The sequence below is a fragment of the Desulfomicrobium apsheronum genome, from assembly GCF_900114115.1.
In the GTDB taxonomy this organism is placed as follows: domain Bacteria; phylum Desulfobacterota; class Desulfovibrionia; order Desulfovibrionales; family Desulfomicrobiaceae; genus Desulfomicrobium; species Desulfomicrobium apsheronum.
Window position 1 is genome coordinate 1 of sequence record NZ_FORX01000029.1, and the last position, 17,693, is coordinate 17,693.

Sequence of the window (17,693 nt, forward strand, 5' to 3'; positions counted from 1 at the left end):
CAAAGAACGGAGTTGGTCGAACGAAGTTTCCAGCATGTGCTCGATCGTGGCGGAATGCGGCGAACACACCTTCGGGGACAGGAAAACGTCCACAAACGATACCTCTTGTGCGTGGCCGGGTTCAATCTCGGCCTGCTGATGCGCCAGTTGATAGGTTTCGGGACCCCGAAGGGGTATTTTTACCTCAATTCAGCGCAAATTGTTATTATTGTTTGGGGACGGATGGTCGTTTCGATGATTTTGGTTGAGATGAAGAGCGAGACTGGCGAAGAATTCGTCGGAACTCAGATTACCGTCGAGCTGTGTTGATCATGAATAAATCAACGGGCTGCTAAGGAGTGGTCATGGACCAGAAGGAACTCAGGAAATGGGAAGCGAAATGCATCCAGGAGGAGCCCCCCAAATGCAAGGCCGGGTGTCCCCTGGGAGTTGATGCCAGAGCTTTCGCCCAGGCAATGGCCAAGGGCGATCCTCTCGCGGCGAGGGCCGTGCTCGAAAAGAGCATGCCTCTTGCGGCGATTACGGGCAGGCTCTGCGAAGCCCCCTGCGAGGAATTCTGTGTACGGGGAAATCTTGGAGGAGCCGTGGCCCTTGGAGGCCTTGAGCGCCTGTGCATCCGGGAGACCCGGCCCAAGGGCAAGCTTCTGCGTCTTCCCGCCCGCCCCAGGAAGGTGGCGGTGTTCGGGGCAGGGCCGAGCAGCCTGGCCGTGGCCTTCGATCTGGGCAAGAAAGGTTACCCCGTGACCGTGTACCATGTCGGCGAGGCTCCCGGCGGGTGGCTTCGCGAACTTCCCGAGGCCGACCTGCCGACGCGGGTGCTCGACGAGGAGCTGTCCAGACTCGCTTCCCTGCACGTGACCTACGTGTCCGTCTCCGTCCTGGATTCGGCCCTTGTCGAAGCGCATCCCGCCGACGCGGTGTATGTGGGCCAGGATGACACGTTGGATTCGGAACTCCTGGCCTCGCTTGGTTCTCCTGATCCCGAGACTTTTGCGCTGGAGCGTCCGGGATGGTTCACGGGCGCGCTGGAAGGGCGGCCGCACCGGTTCATCAGCGCAGTTTCCCAAGGCCGCGAAGCTGCCGTCTCCATCGACCGTTACCTGCAGAACGCCTCCCTGACCTCGAGCCGCGTTTTTTTGCGCAGGGGCCAGACATCGCTTTTTACCCGGACCACGGACATCGCCCCGGTCCAGAGGGTTGTCCCGGCCGACGGCGTCGCATTCACCAGGGAGGAGGGCCTGCTCGAAGCGGCACGCTGCATCGACTGCCAGTGTCTGGAGTGCGTGCGGCACTGCGTGTATTTGTCCGAGTACGGCGGGTATCCCAAGAGTTACGCACGCCGTGTCTTCAACAATTCGGCCATCGTAAAGGGCGGTGGCGTGCACCAGGCCAACACCTTCATCAATTCCTGCTCCCTGTGCGGACAGTGCGAGACGCTGTGTCCCAACGACTTTTCCATGGCCGACATGTGTCTGGACGCAAGACGGCTGATGGTGCGCGACAACCGCATGCCGCCGTCGGCCCACTGGTTCGCCCTGGAGGAGATGCGCTCGGCCGCGAGCGAGCAGGCCGCCTTCATCCGGCATGCGCCCGGAGCACCGGACAGCGCGATGCTCTTCTTTCCGGGCTGTCAGCTCTCCGGTATCCGCCCTGACCAGACCCTGCGCCTGTACGACCGTCTGCTGGAGATGGAGCCGCGCACGGGCATCTGGCTCGACTGCTGCGGCGCTCCCGCCCATTGGGCAGGGCGCGAGGATGAGTTCGCGGACATGCTGGGCAAGCTGGAGAAGGCCTGGAAGGCCATGGGCAGCCCCAGGGTAGTCACGGCCTGTTCGACCTGTCTCAAGATGTTCCGCGAGCACCTGCCGGCATTCGGGGCCGAATCGGTCTGGACCCTGCTGGCAGGTGAGTCCCTGATTCCCGGCGAGGCCCGCGAGGCTCTGGCTCTGTCCGACCCCTGTACATCGCGGCACGACGCCGCCACGCGCGGGGCCGTGCACGCCGTGCTGGAGAAGCTCGGGCAGCCCCTGGCGCCGCTGGCCATGTCCGGCGAACTGACGGAGTGTTGCGGCTTTGGCGGCCTGATGGATAACGCCAACCCGGCCCTGGCCCGCAAGGTCGCCGAGGCGCGGGTGGCCCAGTCCGAGGCCTGCTTTCTGACCTACTGCGCCATGTGCCGTGATCAGCTGGCCAAGACCGGCAAGCCCGTCCTGCACATTCTTGATCTGCTTTTTCCTGACTTGGCCCATGGTGCGTCCGAGCCGCCCGTCGGCATCTCGGCCCGGCGCGTGAACCGGCGCAGGCTCAAGGACGCGCTCCAGGGACGGCACGGCCGCGAGGGCATGCCGCGCCAGCCCTTTGAGGACGTGTCCCTGGTTTATTCCGTGGAAGTGGCCGAACTCTTGGAGGCCCGGCGCATTCTTGAGGACGACCTGCGTCAGGTCCTGCACAAGGTCCGAAACGGCGGGAAATGTCTGGTCCACGGCGAAGACGGACGCAGGATTGTCGCGGCCGAACTGGGTGAGGTCACCTACTGGGTGGAATTCAGGGATGTAAAGGATGGTTTCGAGGTCCTGCGGGCCTGGTCACATCGCATGCGCATCGCGGGAGGGCGGATATGAGCAGTCTTACGTTTGAGCCCAAGGATATGAACTGGGTCTGCGAGCCCTGCGGTGAGGCCCTGGAGCTTGGCCGGGTGGAACTCACGTATCTGGGCAACTCCTTTCACGTGGAATTGCCGGTCTGTGCCAAGTGCGGAGCGGTGTACATCTACGAAGAGCTGGCCATGGGGCGGATCTTCGAAGTGGAGCAGCTGCTTGAGGACAAATGAACTTTACGCCTCCCCGCCGGTGCGCAAATTTCTCGGCCCGGCGCTGCGTCCGGGCGGCGAGAGGCTGACCAGGCTCATGCTTGAGCTGGCAGGCCCGCTGCAAGGCGCGCTGGCTCTGGACGCTGGGTGCGGTTGCGGGGCGAGCCTGGCGCTGCTCAGAGAACATGGGGCGCGGGCCGTGGGTTTGGACTTGAATGCGTCTTTCTTGCGCGAAGCCGGAGACGTGGACGCGCGTGTCGCACAGGCTGATTTGGCCGATCTGCCGTTGCCGGACGCATGCCTGGACCTCGTTCTGTGTGAATGCGTCTGGAACCTGACCGACAAGGAGCGCGTGCTGACGGAATTTCGCCGGGTTCTCAGGCCAGGAGGAACGCTCGCCCTGGCCGACATCTACGCACGCGGATGCCGCAGCGGAGATTGGCCGGTGCGCTGCTGTTTCGCGCAGGCCACGGATCTGCAGACGGTGATGGAACAGGTGGCCGGAGCCGGATTTGAGATAGATGTGGTCGAGGAACACACCGAATTGCTCAAGAAGACCGCCGCTGATTTCGTGTTCCGGCACGGCTCCCTGCACGGTTTCTGGCAGGCCGTGACCGGCGACCCGGTGCTGGCGCAGATGGCCTGCGACGCCTCGCGGGCATCGAAGCCGGGTTTGTTTTTGCTGATTGGGCATGCCAGGAAAATTACATAAGTCCTATAGGACCTATAAGACCTATGGGACCTATAGAGCACTTTGTTTTATTTAAATAAATACCGAGGCAGACATGAACGAATACGATCTCGACATCCTGCGCCTGCACACCCAGGGTTTTTGCTGCGCGCAGATCGTCGTGCAGATGGCTCTGGAGATGCAAGGCGCTCAAAATCCGGGTCTCATCCGGGCCATGTCTGGGCTGTGCGTGGGTTTTTCTTCCACCCGGGGCGCGTGTGGAGCCTTGACCGGAGCAGCCTGCCTCATTGCCTATTATGCGGGAAAGGGTGCGGCCGATGAAGAAGCGCACGACAGATTGCCCCTCATGCTGACCGAACTGGCGGATTGGTTCGAGGAGTACGCTACAGGACGGTTTGGAGGCATTAATTGTTCGGCCATCGTGCCCGACGGCAAGCCGGACGCATCCATCTGCGGTGGTCTTGTCGGCGAATGTTTCGGCAGAGTCATGACCATCCTGGTGGAAAACGGATTCGATCCTTCGAGTGAGCCCGATGAATAAGGTGCTGGGGCCGGTTGAGAGTGTCTGCCCGGAGTGTTTGAACCGGGTGATCGGGGAGTTGGTGCAAGCTGGTGACGTCGTCAGCTTGGTCAAGAGATGTCCCGAGCACGGAGAATATTCAACGGTGGTCTGGCGCGGGGAACCGGCATTTTCAAGCTGGGTGCGACCCAAGATTCCTTTTGGCGGTGGTGTGCGCGAATCGGTCGGCAATGGCTGCCCCTATGACTGCGGCCTGTGCGCGCGTCATGCCCAGCGAACCTGCACGGCATTGGTCGAGATCACCTCGCGCTGCAACCTGCATTGTCCGGTTTGCTTCGCCGATAGCGGCGGGGCAAACGAAGATCCGGATCATGACGTCCTGCGTCGCATGTTCGAGCAGACCATGGCCCGCACCGGCGGTTGCAACCTGCAACTCTCCGGCGGGGAGCCGACCGTGCGCGACGATCTGCCGGACATCGTGCGCCTGGCCAAGCGTGCCGGATTCGGGTTTGTGCAGCTCAACACCAACGGGCTGCGCTTGGCCGAAGATCCGGCCTTGGCCGGAAAGCTTGCCGAGGCCGGATTGTCGTCTATTTTTTTGCAGTTTGACGGCGTGCGCGATGAGGTCTTTCGCACCTTGCGCGGCCGGGATCTGCTGGAGACAAAAAAAAGGGCCATGGACCACGCGGCCGGGGCTGGGCTGGGCATCGTGCTCGTGCCGACCGTGGCGCGCGGTGTGAACGTCGATCAGTTGTGGGAGATCGTCCGGTTCGGGCTTGAGCGTCAGCCGCACGTGCGCGGAGTGCATTTTCAGCCCATGAGTTATTTCGGTCGCTTTCCCGCTGACTTTTCGCCGAAGCACGTCACCTTGCCCGAGGTCATGACCGGCCTGTGCGAGCAGAGCGGCGGCGAGATCAGGGCGGGAGATTTTTTGCCTCCGGGCTGCGAGCACGCCCTGTGCTCCTTTTCGGGGAAATTCATGACGCGCGAGGACGGAGTGCTCATGCGCATGGGCAGCGGGACTTGCGACTGTACGCCACGGCCTGCCGAGGCCGGAGCGCTGAAGTCCATCGGCGTAACGGCCCGTCAATGGTCCGCCCCTGTGGTCCCGGAGGCCCAGCCGTCAGATTCCTCCGGAACCTCCCCTGACACATCTCCCGGCGACGACCTGGATCGTTTTCTGGCCCGCGCCCGGACGCATTCCTTCACCATTTCCGGCATGGCCTTTCAGGACGCCTGGACCCTCAACCTGGACCGCTTGCAGGGCTGCTGCATCCATGTGGCCCAGCCTGACGGACGGCTCATCCCCTTTTGCGCCTTCAATCTGACTTCCAGGGATGGCCGCAGCCTGTATCGCGGGCGCGTATGAAGCCAAGCAGCGTGGACGCCTTGTCGGCCAGGCGCCTCGGTCTTGCCTGCCCCTCGGACCGGGAGCGAATCGAGAGCGCACGCATGGAAGCGCTCAGAAACACCGTGGCCCACGCACGACAAAAGAGCCCCTGGTACCGTGAGCGGCTGGCGGGTCTGGACCCTGATTGTCTGCGCACCAGCGCCGATTTTGCGCGTCTTCCCTTTCTGAGCGGCGCGGACCTGGCGGCCCACGGCCGGGAACTGCTTTGCGTCTCCCAGAGCGAGGTGGCACGTATCATCACCTTGCAGACTTCCGGCAGTACCGGCCCGCCCAAGAGACTGCACTTCACGCGAGAGGACCTGGACTCGACGGTCGATTTTTTTCAGCACGGCATGTTTTCGCTCATTTCATCCCAAGACAAGGTGCTCGCCCTGCTCCCTTTTTCCCTCCCGGACAGCACCGGTGATCTGCTCATCCGTGCCCTGGCAAAAGGGGGCGTGCACTGCGAGGGCGTGTGGCCGCCGACAGACTGGAGGGCTTTGGCCCTGCGCATCCGGGACGAGAATTTTACCAGCATCGTCGGCCTGCCCCAGCACCTCCTGGCCCTGTCCTATGAACTTCCGCACGGCCTGGTGCGCACCATGCTCCTGTGCTCGGATTACGCCCCGCAATCCCTGCGCACCCGCATCGAGGAAGCCTGCGGCAGCGAAACTTTTCTGCACTACGGCACCACCGAGACGGGACTTGGCGGCGGTGTGGAATGTCAGGCGCACGGTGGCTGCCACATGCGCGAGGCTGATCTCCTGATCGAGATCGTCGATCTGCGCACAGGAGACCCCGTGCCTGAAGGCGTAGTTGGGGAGGTGGTCGTTACCACCTTGAATCGTCAGGCCATGCCGCTGCTGCGTTACCGCACCGGAGACTTGGCCAGACTCGACACGTCGTCCTGCCTGTGCGGCGGAGTCACAGCCCGTTTGTGCGACATCCGGGGGCGACGCAAGGCCTGCTCGATTGCAGAAGGCTACTCCGTGGCCAGTCAGGACCTCGACGATGTCCTTTTTGCGCTGGACGGCCTGCTCGATTATCGCGCCTCCTTGACACGTTCGGCCGGAAGGGATGCAATCAGCGTTGAATTTCTGGCCAGGCCGGGGCATGAGCGCCTGGAGCGGGAGATTCATCAGGCCCTGAAATCGGTGCCTGCCCTGAACATGGCCATGCAAAGCCGGACCTTCGTGGCCGGGCCTGCGCTGCGGGTGGAGTCCTTTTCTCCGTCGCACACCTTGAAACGCACCATCCTTGATAACCGTGGGAGTTATTCATGAATGATATATTTCAGTCTGTTGTAGATGTTCTTCGGACGGAAGAAGACGCTGTTTTCTGCGGCATCGTCGAGAGTTCGGGCTCTGCTCCACGAACTTCCGGAGCGCGCATGCTGGTGCTGTCCAACGGGTCCATTCATGGGTCGGTGGGCGGTGGCCCCGTCGAGGGCGCATGCCAGGCCAAGGCCGCAAAGCTCCTGCAAGGGACAAAGACGCATCACTTTCTGTCCTTTGACCTGAATTCCGTCACAGCCGCCGATGCTGGCATGGTCTGCGGCGGAGCGGTCAAGGTGCTGTTGCAACGGGTTTCCGCGAAGCATCTGCCGTTTTTTGAAAACATCGGGCGCCTGCAGCGTGAAAGAGAGAGGCCGGTGCTGGTCACCGTCATGCAGCCGGAGCATGATCCCGTGCTGGCCGTCTGGACGGCGCGCGACGGACTGGCGGGAGCCGCACTGCCTGAAACCCTTGCCGCGGAACTGGCGCGCAAGGCCGCCAAGACTCGCCAGTCCTTCAGCCTGGAAAAGGACGGCTTGCGTGTCTTTGCGGAACCAATCGTCGCGCCGACGGCGCTGCATCTGGTCGGTGCGGGCCATGTGGCCCTGGCCACGGCCAAGGTCGCGGCTTTTGCCGGGTTCGAGGTGGTGGTCATGGATGACCGCTCCGAATTCGCCGATCCCGGGCGTTATCCCGAGGCGCGCGAGGTGCGCGTGCTGGAAAATTTCGATGCCTGCCTCGGTGATCTTGGCGCCGACGACTATGTGGTCATCGTCACGCGTGGGCATCTGCACGATCGCGACGTCCTGGCCCAGGCGCTTAAAACCGGGGCCGGGTACATCGGCATGATCGGCAGTCGCAGCAAGCGCGACGCGGTGTACCGTTCGCTTTTGGAGTCCGACTACACCCAGGCCGACCTGGACCGCGTCTTTTGCCCCATCGGTCTGACCATCGGCGCGGACACGCCCGAGGAGATCGCCGTTAGCATCGTCGGCGAGATGATCCGGGTGCGGGCCGGGGTCCCGGCGTGACGGAAGGGGGCGAACGCTTCGGGGCCGTCATCCTTGCGGCCGGGTTTTCTTCGCGCATGGGCGATTTCAAGCCCCTCATGGACCTCGGCGGCATGACCGTGCTGGAGCGCTGCGTGCGCATGTTTCGAGACGCAGGCGTCGAGCGGGTCCTGGTAGTCACCGGGCATCGCGCCCCCGAGGTGCGGGCCGAGGCCGGACGGCTTGGCGTACCCACGATCCACAACGAAGAGTACGGGAAGGGCATGTTCTCCTCCGTGCGCAGGGCCGTGTCCGCCATGTCCGAGCATGATGCCTTCTTTCTTCTGCCCGTGGACATCCCCCTGGTCCGTCCGTCCACGGTCACGGCCCTGCTCGACGAGTATGACGGGCGCATCGCCTTTCCCGTCTTCGAGGGAGAGCGCGGGCACCCGCCGCTCATTCCCGCCGCCCTGATCCCCGCCATTCTGGAACACGACGGCCGGGGCGGTCTGAAGACGCTGCTGGAAGGGTATCCTGCCCTCGATGTTCCGGTCTGGGACAGAGGCATCCTCCTTGATGCCGACACCATGGCCGATTTTGCGCTTCTTGAGGGACGCGCCGCCCGTCTCCATATCGGCGATCGCGGCGAGGCCCTGGCCCTGGCCGCGCAGTCCATGCCCGAGCGGGGGCTCGCCCACGGTCGGGCAGTGGCCACCGTGGCCTTGCGCCTGGGCGGGGAGTTGAACCGGCATGGAGGGAATCTCGATCCTGACCTGATCCACAACGCCGCGCTGCTGCACGATGTGGCCAAGGGCTGCCCCGGGCATGAGGCCGCCGGCGGCGAGCTGCTGGCGCATTTCGGACTGTCCGGGCTGTCCGCCATTGTGGCCGCCCATCGTGACGTTCCGCCCCCGACTTCGGGCGTTTTGACGGAGAAGGAGGTGGTCTGTCTGGCCGACAAGCTGGTGCGCTGCGACAGGCGCGTGGCCGTGCGGGATCGTTTCGGCGAGAAGCTGGCCCTGTACCGCTGCGACGAGGAGGCCTGCGCGGCCATCCGAGGCCGCATGGAGAACGCCCTGGCCCTGGCGGCCCTGGTGGAGGCGGCCAGCGGTCAGCGTATTGAGGAGATTCTTCAGGGGGTGCCGGCGTGAGCGAAATCTATCTCATCCGCCACGGCGAGATCACCCAGTCCTCGCCACGACGCTTCGTGGGGCAGACGGATCTGCCCCTGACGGACAGGGGCCGGGAGCAGATTGAAAAGGTGGCGGTATTTCTTTTAGGCCGGGGCGTCGGGCGGCTCTTGTGCAGCCCGCTTTCGCGCTGTGTGGAGAGTGCTGGCATCATCGGCGCGGCCCTGGGGATTGTGTCAGAAATCGTTCCGGACCTGCGCGAGATTGCGCTTGGCGCCTGGGAGGGCCTGACCGTGGACGAGGTGCGCGAGCGCTTCCCTGGCCGCTACGAGGCGCGGGGCCGAAACCTGGCAGGATTCCGTCCGCCGGACGGGGAAAGTTTCGCCGACGTGCAGCGCCGAGCCTGGCCGGCTTTCGAGACGGCCACCGTCGAACAGGGCGAGCCCCTGGCCATCGTGGCCCATGGCGGGGTCAATCGTGTGCTCCTTTGCCGCATCCTGGGCATGCCGCTTGAAAATCTGTTCCGCCTGGAACAGCACTATGCCTGCGTCAATATTCTGCAGGAGGACGAAGGTGAGTTCCGCGTGGGTGCAATGAACTCTCGGCCAACGTGAACGGGCGTGGGGTTCTGGAGATCCGGTTCCGGAGGTCATGGCGTCGAGACATGCCTCCGGTCGGTCAGACAACACAAAAGGACCGCCGCGTGATTTTCGCGGCGGTCCTTTTGTGTTGCGAAGCCGGACTCGGAAGTTCAGAAGCGGTAGGCCACGCTCATGCCGACCAGATGGGCGTCGCCGTCCTCGAAATCGGCGGTTTCTACGTCTCCGCCGTTAACATGGATTTCCGCGCCCTTGCGATCGATGATCAGCAGATAGGTATAGCCAAGATCCACGCTCCAGGCGTCCCCGTGCCAGCCAAGACCGGCAGAGAAGAGCTGGCGGTCGTTGGCCGGGACCATGTAGTCGGCGCGTTCGGTGCGGACAGGGGTTTCGTCGTAGACATAGCCAGCCCGCAGATCCCAGGCCGGAGTCAGGGCATATTCGGCCCCGATCGCCAGTCTCCAGGTGTCCTTCCAGTCCTTGAAGACGGGGCCGGAGGGGTTGACGCCATTGATACGGATGTCCAGCTCCTCGTACGACGACCAGCCCGTGCGGGTCACGTCCACTTCGATGCTCAGCCTGTCGATAGGGGTCAGGCACATGCCGAGGGACCAGGAGTCCGGCAGGGTGATTTCGCCGTCGGCGTCACCGTTGAGCTTATCGCCCAAGCCCCCGGGCGCATTGCTTTCGGCCTCGCCGCGCGGATGGACGTCGATGGCGCTGCGGTACATGAGCCCGAAGGACATCCAGTCCGTCGGAGCATACAGGGTGGAAACGCTGACACCCAGGCCGACGTCGTCGCCCCGGACCTTCAGGTCGTAGGTTCCGGCCACTGTCTTCTTCTGTTCGAAGTCGAAATAATTGGCTTCGACGCCAAGGCCGATGGACCAGGTGTCCGTAAGCTTCATGCCGAGCACCGGCGTAACGGAAACGCTCTTGATGCCCGCATAATAGACGCTGTCGCTTCCGGCCCAGTCCTCGTCGAATTCCGTGCCGAGCCCGAAGCGGTTGTAGACGCCGATCCCCAGCCAGTAGCGTTCGCCGAGTTGGTGCACTGCGTAGGCATGGGGCAGCAGCCAGACATTGTCCTTTCCGTCTGCGCTCTGCCGCCCGTCAATGGACACGGTGGCCATGGGGGCCACGGCGACCAATCCGGTCATGACCTGCGTGCCGTTCAGCCCGGTCATGGCGGCGGGGTTGGACGCCACCACCGAGGCATCGGCCTTTCTGGCCATGGTCGTGCCGCCGAGGGCATTGCCCCTCGCGCTCCATTCGTAAACGGCAAAGCCGGCCGCCGACACCTGCTGTCCCGTCAGCAACAGCGCCAACATGACAGCGGCAACAATTTTCCCCATCGCTCCTCCTCATTCAGCACAGGTTCATGCGCACCCGCCCGGGCGCGCGACAAGCTCCGGCGCATACGGATTTTTCTCTGTTATCTCAAGGAGAAAGGGTAAAGTGATCGCTCAGTTGCGGCTCATGGATCGCGGCAATGACGGGAGGAAATCCAACAGTAGCGGTGAGTTCAGTCGTTGAGTGTCTGCCATAAGGGAATTGTCGTGGCATCACTTCTCGTGATGAGACAACGAGAACATCGGCTGATCGCTTGCGAAGATGTTCGCGTGCGAAAGGGATTCATCATGCATCGTCGAGCAGCACTCCAATCTCTTCCGGTGAAGGCAGGTGTCCTTTCAGCGCACTGGGCACGCTTCTGGTCGTCTCGTAGGTTGCCACGCCAATGGGTTTTCGGGAATCGCGCAGGGCGTATTCGACCACGGTCCGGTTTTTATCCCTGCAGAGAATGATGCCCATGGATGGATTTTCGTCCTCGTGGCGAACATGGTTGTCAAGCGCCGCAAGGTAGAATTGCATCTTCCCGACGTATTCGGGCATGAATTTTCCGACCTTGAGCTCGATGGCCACCAGCGCCTTGAGCCGTCGGTGAAAAAGCAGCAGATCGATGAAGAACTCGTCGCCCCCGACCTCCAGCCGGAACTGGCTGCCCATGTAGGCGAACATGCCGCCCATGGAGCGCAGAAAGTCTTCGATACGGGCGATGAGCCGTTTTTCCAGTTCTCGTTCGCTGTGCTTTTCATTGAGTTCCAGAAAATCGAAGGTGTAGCCGTCTCTCACGGCCAGCTTGGCCTGGTTGCGGAGCGCCGGCGTCAGCGCCTGTTCGAAATTGTGCTGCCCGAGCAGGGATTTCTCGTAGCTCTGGTTGTCGATATGGTGAATGAGCACGTTTTTCGACCAGCCGAATTTGCGGGTCATGCGGATATAGAATTCGCGTTCCAACTGATTTTCACATCTTTCCAGAATGACAAGGTTTTGGCTCCACCCGATTTCTCGCACAAGTGGTGCGAGTTTTATGTGTCCATCGTAGGTCTCGAAGAACGCCTTCATTCGCCAGAGATTGGAAGCTGAAAATCCTCTGGCGGAATGAAATTCGGTCCGGAGGTCGGTCGACAGCCTTTCAACAACAGCCTTGCCCCAGCCGTGTTTTTTCTGCCGTTCCACGATCATGCGCCCAATATCCCAATAAAGGCCGACCAGTTCCCTGTTGACTGCCTTGAGGGCTTTGTATTGGGCGTTTCGGATACGTGTTTTGACCTCCGCAAGGAGGTGGACATAGTCTTCAGGCGTGCCGAAGGAACCTGGTGTGTGTTTTTCGTATGATTTCATCCCGTTTCTCTCCTAAGAGTCTTGAATGTTTTCGGGCCGGGCGAAGAGCCGTGACGGCGTTGCCGTCTTTGCCCTAATCTGCGGTCCATTGGCTGACCCCTTTTTCTGGCGGAAACGGGAATCGAATAGTGGGCATAAACGGGAACGTGGTGAAATACATCGGGAATTGTATGAAAATCAGGGAAGGAATCTAGGTAGTTCTGATCATGTCGGGATGAGGCCGAGGGCCCGGGGGTGCTTGGACGATCGTTTCCGGTCTCCATGGAATCAACGCTGACCTTGAGATTTTACCGTCCGATCCGGTTGCGAAATACGGATGTTTAAAAAATGTTGGTGATTCATGCATGGTCACGCAAGGCGATTCTGGATTGTTGGACAGGGGATTCGTGTCGACGTATGGGAGGCACACTCGTGTTCAATGCTGCAATTACATAAGGATTCCGCATGAAAGATAACGATAACAGCGCCCTCGGCCGCTCCCTCTGGCGGTTGGTGCGTTTTGCCCGCCCTCATGCGCGGCGGATTGGAATCGGGCTTGCCGCCAATGCCGGGGCACGCTTTTTCGACCTGCTGCCCATGATCGTGGTTGGCCGCGTGGTGGATACCGTGGCCGGGGCCCTGCGTGAAGGGCAGGGCCTGGCTGGCGCCGATTTTGCCTGGGCAGGCCTTTTGGTGCTGGGTACTTTTGCTGGTCTGGCCGTGTTCCAAAGCGTCAGCGACTACACCCTGGACTCGGCGGCGCAGCGGATCCGCCACGACCTGCGCGTGGATCTCTACACCCACGTGCAAAAGCTCGACGTGTCCTACTTCGAATCCCGTCAGACCGGTGACATCATGGCCGTGCTGGCCGGGGATGTGGACAACCTGGAGCGCTTCTTTTCCGACACGTCCACGAGCATCGTACGCCTGTTCATAACCTTCACCGGAATCTACGGCATCCTCTTCTGGATGGATTATCATCTGGCGTTGCTGCTGCTCGCGCCCATGCCCATCGCCATCTGGGCCGTGCGCTTCTTCGCCACCCGTGTCGCCCCGCAGTACCGCAAGGCGAGAAAGGCCGTGGGCGACATCAACGCCATCCTGGAAAACAACCTTCAGGGCATGAACGTCATCCAGGCCTATTCCGCACAGGACCATCAGACCGGCCGCATCCGCCTGCGCTCCGAGGAATACCGCGACGCCGCCATCCGCGCCTCCCGTGAGCGGGCGCGATTCGTGCCCCTGCTGTACGGGGTGGCGGGGCTGGGATACGCGCTTTTGATCGGCGGGGGCGGGTGGATGACATTCGCGGGCATCGGCCCCAGCGTGGGTGATTTCACGACTTTCGTGCTCTTGGCCATGCGTCTCATCCTGCCTCTTTTTGTCTTCGGCATGCTCATCAATCAGATCCAGCAATCCGAAGCATCGGCCCTGCGCATTAACGAAATATTCGACACGACACCCACGGTGCGCGATCAGGCCAAGGCGTTCCCGCTTGACGGGGAACTTCAGCGGGTCGAGGTCCGTGATGTCTGTTTTGCCTACCCGGAGCGCGAAAAGGTTCTGTGTGGAATCAATCTGTGCCTGGAGCGCGGACGGGTGCTGGGTGTGGTCGGTCCCACCGGGGCAGGCAAGAGTTCCCTCGCCAAGCTCATGTTGCGCTATTACGATCCCATGGATGGCGAAATTCTGGCCAACGGCCGCGAGCTGTCCTCCGTGACCCTGGACTCATGGCGGGGGCGCATCGGCTATGTCTCGCAGGAGGCCTATCTGTTTCACGGCACGGTGTCCGAGAATATACGCCTCGGATCGCCGCTGGCCTCGGAGGACGACGTCATGCGGGCGGCGGACATGGCCGGAGCCGGCGACTTCATCGCCGCATTGCCGCAAGGGTACGAGACCATGGTCGGTGACCGGGGCATGAAACTCTCCGGCGGACAGCGGCAACGCATCTCCCTGGCGCGGGCCATCCTGCGCGATCCGGAGTTTCTGATCCTGGACGAAGCCACCTCCAGCGTGGACACGCGCACGGAGGAGGTCATTCAGAACAATCTCAAAAACCTGCGCGCCGAACGCATCACCTTGGCCATCGCGCACCGTTTGTCCACGGTGCGGCACTGCGACGAGATCGTCGTGGTCGTGGACGGTGTTATCGTGGAGCGCGGCACTCATGATGAGTTGGTTGCGGCGAGTGGTGTTTATGCGGGGCTGTGGCAGGTGCAAAGCGGGGAGTAGAGCGAGGGAGATGGCTGGAGGATTAAGGCATGAAAGGAATGTTTGAAGACAGACGGCAGAAGGTCGGCGGTAGAGCGGCACGCCTGGATGGCTCGGAAAGCGGGTCGAAACTCCTTCGCGGGCCTCGTAGAGTTGAACCATTGCGTGCGGTGCGGCAGTCCCGGTCAGGCTGGCCGGCAATGGTTCAACAAACGATGCCAGGCTCAGTCAGACAGTCGGCCCGCCTCCCGAGCCATCCAGGCACGCCTTGCGAAGGGGCGGGGATGTTAGATTGACGTGATTGGGAGAGGAGACAGCAATGGTTGGAGCAGCGATGCCAGGCTCAGTCAGATGGTCGGTGCGTCATGCAACGGAAAATTCGCTTTCCTGGACCGGGTCAAGAATGCTTGGGCGGGCCTGAAGGAGACTCCTCGTTTTGGGCATCCGCTTCTCCAATGGAAGAAAAGTTGGTGATGCGCACGTCGCCATCCGGGAATCTGGCCAGAATTTCCAGTTCTCCTCCCATCGCTTCGATGTGACTGCGCAGTGTGGAAAGATACATGTCCGACCGGCGTTCCTGCTTGGCGATGGCGGGTTGCTGAACATTCAACAGCCGTGCAAGTTCCTGCTGCGAGAGGCCGCGCACATGTCGCAGTTCATGCAACGGCATTTCCCTGAGCATCTTGCGCGTCAAGGCCGCTGATTTTTTTCGGGCGTCCGGCGACAATTCGTCCCTGAGTGCCGAGAATTTTCTAGTCATCGAGCAATCCCTCCTTCGTGATTTGGCGAAGATGTTCGTCGTAAAGGGAATCGGCCCGCGAGACGAATTCATCATACCAGCGGTCATTTCCGGTCTTGTCGCCTCCGATGAGAAGTATGGCGGTCCTACGTGGGTCGAATGCGTAAAGTGTTCGCAAGGGTCTGCCTCCGCTCTGTGTCCGCAATTCGCGCATATGTCCGTGCCTTGATCGGAACACTCCCGATGAATGGGGAAAACCCAAGGAAGGTCCGAGAAATTCAAGAAGCCTCACGGATGCATCAAGCGAGATCTGTGCTTCCTCGGTCAACGTGTGCCACCAAGCCTCAAACTCGTCGGTGAATTCGACTTCCCAATGTGTTGCTTTAATCATGGGTGTGTATTCCGTCAATGGAATAATATCTGTTCATTTGAAGAAAACATCTGCGCATAACAGCACGATCGGACGGAACCGTGGCTGGTATTTGTTGGTAGCAGCCCCACGGTGGCCGCACATTGGGTTGGAAGAGTATATCTTGATGGGATAAATGGGGAGAAGATGAAGAAAGGAAAAAGAAATCCCCGGAAAAGATGGCTTTCCGGGGATTTCTTTTTCAAGCGGGGCTTGGCGTCGAACTCCACGGTATATTCGTGGAGCTCAGGATGCAGGGTTGAAGACTTCTGCCAAGTGTATGGCGTGCAGGGGACAAGTCCTCTGCACGCCGGAGGCATTCCTATTTTTCTTCGCGCTCCTTGTACCAGGCGCTGGAGTCTTCCATCAGCTTGTTCAGTCGGTTGACCATCTTGTGCGGGTCGGCCAGGTAGCCGTCCATGAGCAGGGCGGATTCGTAGAGCTGCTCGATAACGGTGGCCACGAAATCGTCCTTCTCGTCCTTGGCGAAGACCGAGAGCAGGTTGCGCACCAGTTTGTGGTCCTGGTTGATCTCGAAGACCTTCTTGGGAATGGAGGTGTCCTTGGTCACCAGCTGCATGATCTTGTGCATCTGGGACGTGGAACCGTCCGGACTGACCAGGCAGGAAGGGCTCTGGCTCAGGCGCTTGGAGATGCGGGCCTCGGTGATGCGGTCGCCCAGGATTTCCTGCACGCGTTTGAGGAAGCGGTCCATGTCCTGGGATTCCTCTTTGGAGAGTTCCTCGGGCTTGTCCTTTTTCTCGGCGCTGTCGGCGTATTTTTCGATGTTCGTGATGTCGGCGTTTTCGGTCGCCTTGAGCTCGAACTCCTTGAATTTGCGCAGGCTGTCCATGACGAACTCATCCACGGGCTCGTACAGGTAGAGCACTTCCAGGCCCTTGGCGCGGAAGATCTCCAGGTGCGGGTTCTGTTCGATGGCTTCGCGGCTTGGGCCGGAAATGTAATAGATTTCCTTCTGACCTTCCTTGGCCGCCTCGATGTACTCCTCCAGGGAGATGAGCCCGTCCTTGTCCTCATGGCGCGAGGAGTTGAAGCGGAGCAGTTCTCCGAAGGCCTCCTGGTTGGCGAAGTCCGCGTAGCCGAGTTTGAAGCGCTTGGCGTGCTCGTTCCAGAACTTGACGTAGCGGTCCTTGTCCTGCCCGAGTTTTTTCAGGTGCGAGAGGATCTGCTTGGTCAGTGTGGTGGCGATTTTGCGGATGAGCAGGTTTTCCTGCAGGGTCTCGCGTGAGATGTTAAGCGGCAAGTCCTCGGTGTCGACCACGCCGCGCATGAAGCCCAGGTATTCGGGGATGAGGTCCTTGTTCTTGCTCTGGATCAGCACGCGGCGCACGTAGAGGTCCAGTCCGTAGTTCTCGCGGTCGAAGCCGAAGGTGTCCTGGCTGCGCGGGGGCACGAAGGCCAGGGCCGAGAACTGCACCGGGGCATCCACGCTCATGTGCAGGGTGTCCAGGGGCTCTTCCTGGTCGTAGGTCAGGAACTTGTAGAATTCCGTGTACTGTTCGGGGGTGATGGAGAACTTGTTCTCGCGCCACAGGGCCTGCACGGTGTTGGCCTTCTCGCCCTGGACCAGGATGGGGAAGGATATGAAATTGGAGTGCTTCTTGATGATGGACGTGATGCGGTTCTTCTCCGCGAACTCCTTGCCATCTTCCTTGAGCTGCAGGGTCAGAGTCGTGCCGCGCGGCAGATCCTCTTCCAGTTCGGCCACGGTGTAGGTGCCCAGGCCGTCTGAGGACCATTCCACGGCCTTGGCAGCCGGGTCGAAGGAACGGGTGCGGATGGTGACCTTGTCGGCGACCATGAAGACCGAATAGAAGCCCACGCCAAAGCGGCCGATGATATTGGAGGAGTTGGCCTGGTCGGCCATGGCCTGGCGGATGAATTCGGCGGACCCTGAATGGGCGATGGTGCCGATATTGCGGACCAGTTCATCCATGGTCATGCCGACGCCGGTGTCCGCGATGGTGAGGGTGTGGTTTTCCTCGTCCGCTGTGATGGAAATCTGCAGTTCAAGATCGGGGTTTGCGATCTCGGCCGAGCGGGCCTGCTCGAAGCGCAGCTTGTCGAGGGCATCCGAGGCGTTGGAGACCAGCTCTCGCAGAAATATTTCCCGGCTCGTGTAGATGGAATGAGTAATGATATCGAGTAATTGCTTGATTTCGGTTTTAAACTCGAACTGTTGTGCCTGAGACATAAATGCTCCTTCTGGTTTGGAAATTTTGTTTGCACCAAATAAAAGGCCTGCTC

At 61.1% G+C, this 17,693-nt stretch carries 15 protein-coding genes and 1 pseudogene; 11 read left to right on the top strand and 5 right to left on the bottom strand.

From position 1 onward, the window contains the following. The 10 genes and pseudogenes from BMZ40_RS18345 to BMZ40_RS18390 all read left to right on the top strand — a co-directional run. A pseudogene (locus BMZ40_RS18345) lies at positions 1–309 on the top strand (hypothetical protein); the annotation flags it as partial. 35 nt (positions 310–344) lie between these two features. Beyond that, a complete protein-coding gene (locus BMZ40_RS18350; RefSeq protein ID WP_092379400.1) occupies positions 345–2,621 on the top strand; it encodes a pyridine nucleotide-disulfide oxidoreductase/dicluster-binding protein in 2,277 nt (758 codons plus the stop codon). After that, positions 2,618–2,830, top strand: coding sequence for a DVU_1557 family redox protein (locus BMZ40_RS18355; protein WP_092379402.1), 213 nt, complete (start codon positions 2,618–2,620; stop codon positions 2,828–2,830). The genes BMZ40_RS18350 and BMZ40_RS18355 overlap by 4 nt, the downstream gene beginning before the upstream one ends. Next, on the top strand, positions 2,817–3,521 hold the full coding sequence (gene trsM, locus BMZ40_RS18360; RefSeq protein ID WP_092379405.1) for a DVU_1556 family methyltransferase: 705 nt from the start codon (positions 2,817–2,819) through the stop codon (positions 3,519–3,521). The genes BMZ40_RS18355 and trsM overlap by 14 nt, the downstream gene beginning before the upstream one ends. 73 nt (positions 3,522–3,594) lie before the next feature. After that, complete coding sequence (locus BMZ40_RS18365) at positions 3,595–4,041, top strand: DVU_1555 family C-GCAxxG-C-C protein (protein ID WP_092379408.1); 447 nt, start codon at positions 3,595–3,597, stop codon at positions 4,039–4,041. Then, positions 4,034–5,389 carry a radical SAM (seleno)protein TrsS gene (gene trsS / locus BMZ40_RS18370; protein WP_092379411.1) on the top strand — a complete coding sequence of 452 codons (1,356 nt, stop codon included), beginning with the start codon at positions 4,034–4,036 and terminating at the stop codon, positions 5,387–5,389. Before BMZ40_RS18365 ends, trsS begins: the two co-directional genes overlap by 8 nt. Continuing rightward, the gene (locus BMZ40_RS18375; protein WP_092379413.1) at positions 5,386–6,693 is read left to right on the top strand and encodes a DVU_1553 family AMP-dependent CoA ligase; all 1,308 of its coding nucleotides are present in this window, start codon (positions 5,386–5,388) and stop codon (positions 6,691–6,693) included. Before trsS ends, BMZ40_RS18375 begins: the two co-directional genes overlap by 4 nt. Further along, positions 6,690–7,715: an XdhC family aldehyde oxidoreductase maturation factor gene (locus BMZ40_RS18380; RefSeq protein ID WP_092379416.1), complete on the top strand. Its 1,026-nt coding sequence runs from the start codon at positions 6,690–6,692 to the stop codon at positions 7,713–7,715. Before BMZ40_RS18375 ends, BMZ40_RS18380 begins: the two co-directional genes overlap by 4 nt. After that, the gene (locus BMZ40_RS18385) at positions 7,712–8,824 is read left to right on the top strand and encodes a DVU_1551 family NTP transferase (protein ID WP_245751149.1); all 1,113 of its coding nucleotides are present in this window, start codon (positions 7,712–7,714) and stop codon (positions 8,822–8,824) included. The genes BMZ40_RS18380 and BMZ40_RS18385 overlap by 4 nt, the downstream gene beginning before the upstream one ends. Continuing rightward, entirely contained in the window at positions 8,821–9,417 is a 597-nt protein-coding gene (locus BMZ40_RS18390) for a histidine phosphatase family protein (protein ID WP_092379419.1), read from the top strand. The genes BMZ40_RS18385 and BMZ40_RS18390 overlap by 4 nt, the downstream gene beginning before the upstream one ends. Before the next feature lie 137 nt (positions 9,418–9,554). On the opposite strand, the gene BMZ40_RS18395 is transcribed toward BMZ40_RS18390, so the two are convergent. Both BMZ40_RS18395 and BMZ40_RS18400 read right to left on the bottom strand, forming a co-directional pair. Continuing rightward, positions 9,555–10,757, bottom strand: a complete 1,203-nt coding sequence (locus BMZ40_RS18395; protein WP_092379422.1) for an OmpP1/FadL family transporter — start codon at positions 10,755–10,757, stop codon at positions 9,555–9,557. Between the two features lie 283 nt (positions 10,758–11,040). Continuing rightward, complete coding sequence (locus BMZ40_RS18400; protein WP_092379425.1) at positions 11,041–12,084, bottom strand: PDDEXK nuclease domain-containing protein; 1,044 nt, start codon at positions 12,082–12,084, stop codon at positions 11,041–11,043. Between the two features lie 444 nt (positions 12,085–12,528). Here BMZ40_RS18400 and BMZ40_RS18405 point away from each other — a divergent pair, with 444 nt between their 5' ends. Then, a complete protein-coding gene (locus BMZ40_RS18405) occupies positions 12,529–14,298 on the top strand; it encodes an ABC transporter ATP-binding protein (protein WP_092379428.1) in 1,770 nt (589 codons plus the stop codon). A 376-nt stretch (positions 14,299–14,674) separates the two neighbouring features. Here the strand turns inward: BMZ40_RS18405 and BMZ40_RS18410 are convergent, their stop codons facing one another. The 3 genes from BMZ40_RS18410 to htpG all read right to left on the bottom strand — a co-directional run bounded on the left by BMZ40_RS18410 (position 14,675) and on the right by htpG (position 17,640). Next, entirely contained in the window at positions 14,675–15,037 is a 363-nt protein-coding gene (locus BMZ40_RS18410) for an XRE family transcriptional regulator (RefSeq protein WP_092379431.1), read from the bottom strand. After that, positions 15,030–15,407, bottom strand: coding sequence for a type II toxin-antitoxin system RelE/ParE family toxin (locus BMZ40_RS18415; RefSeq protein WP_092379434.1), 378 nt, complete (start codon positions 15,405–15,407; stop codon positions 15,030–15,032). Before BMZ40_RS18415 ends, BMZ40_RS18410 begins: the two co-directional genes overlap by 8 nt. 340 nt (positions 15,408–15,747) lie before the next feature. After that, positions 15,748–17,640: a molecular chaperone HtpG gene (htpG, locus tag BMZ40_RS18420; RefSeq protein WP_092379437.1), complete on the bottom strand. Its 1,893-nt coding sequence runs from the start codon at positions 17,638–17,640 to the stop codon at positions 15,748–15,750. Positions 17,641–17,693 lie beyond the last annotated feature (53 nt).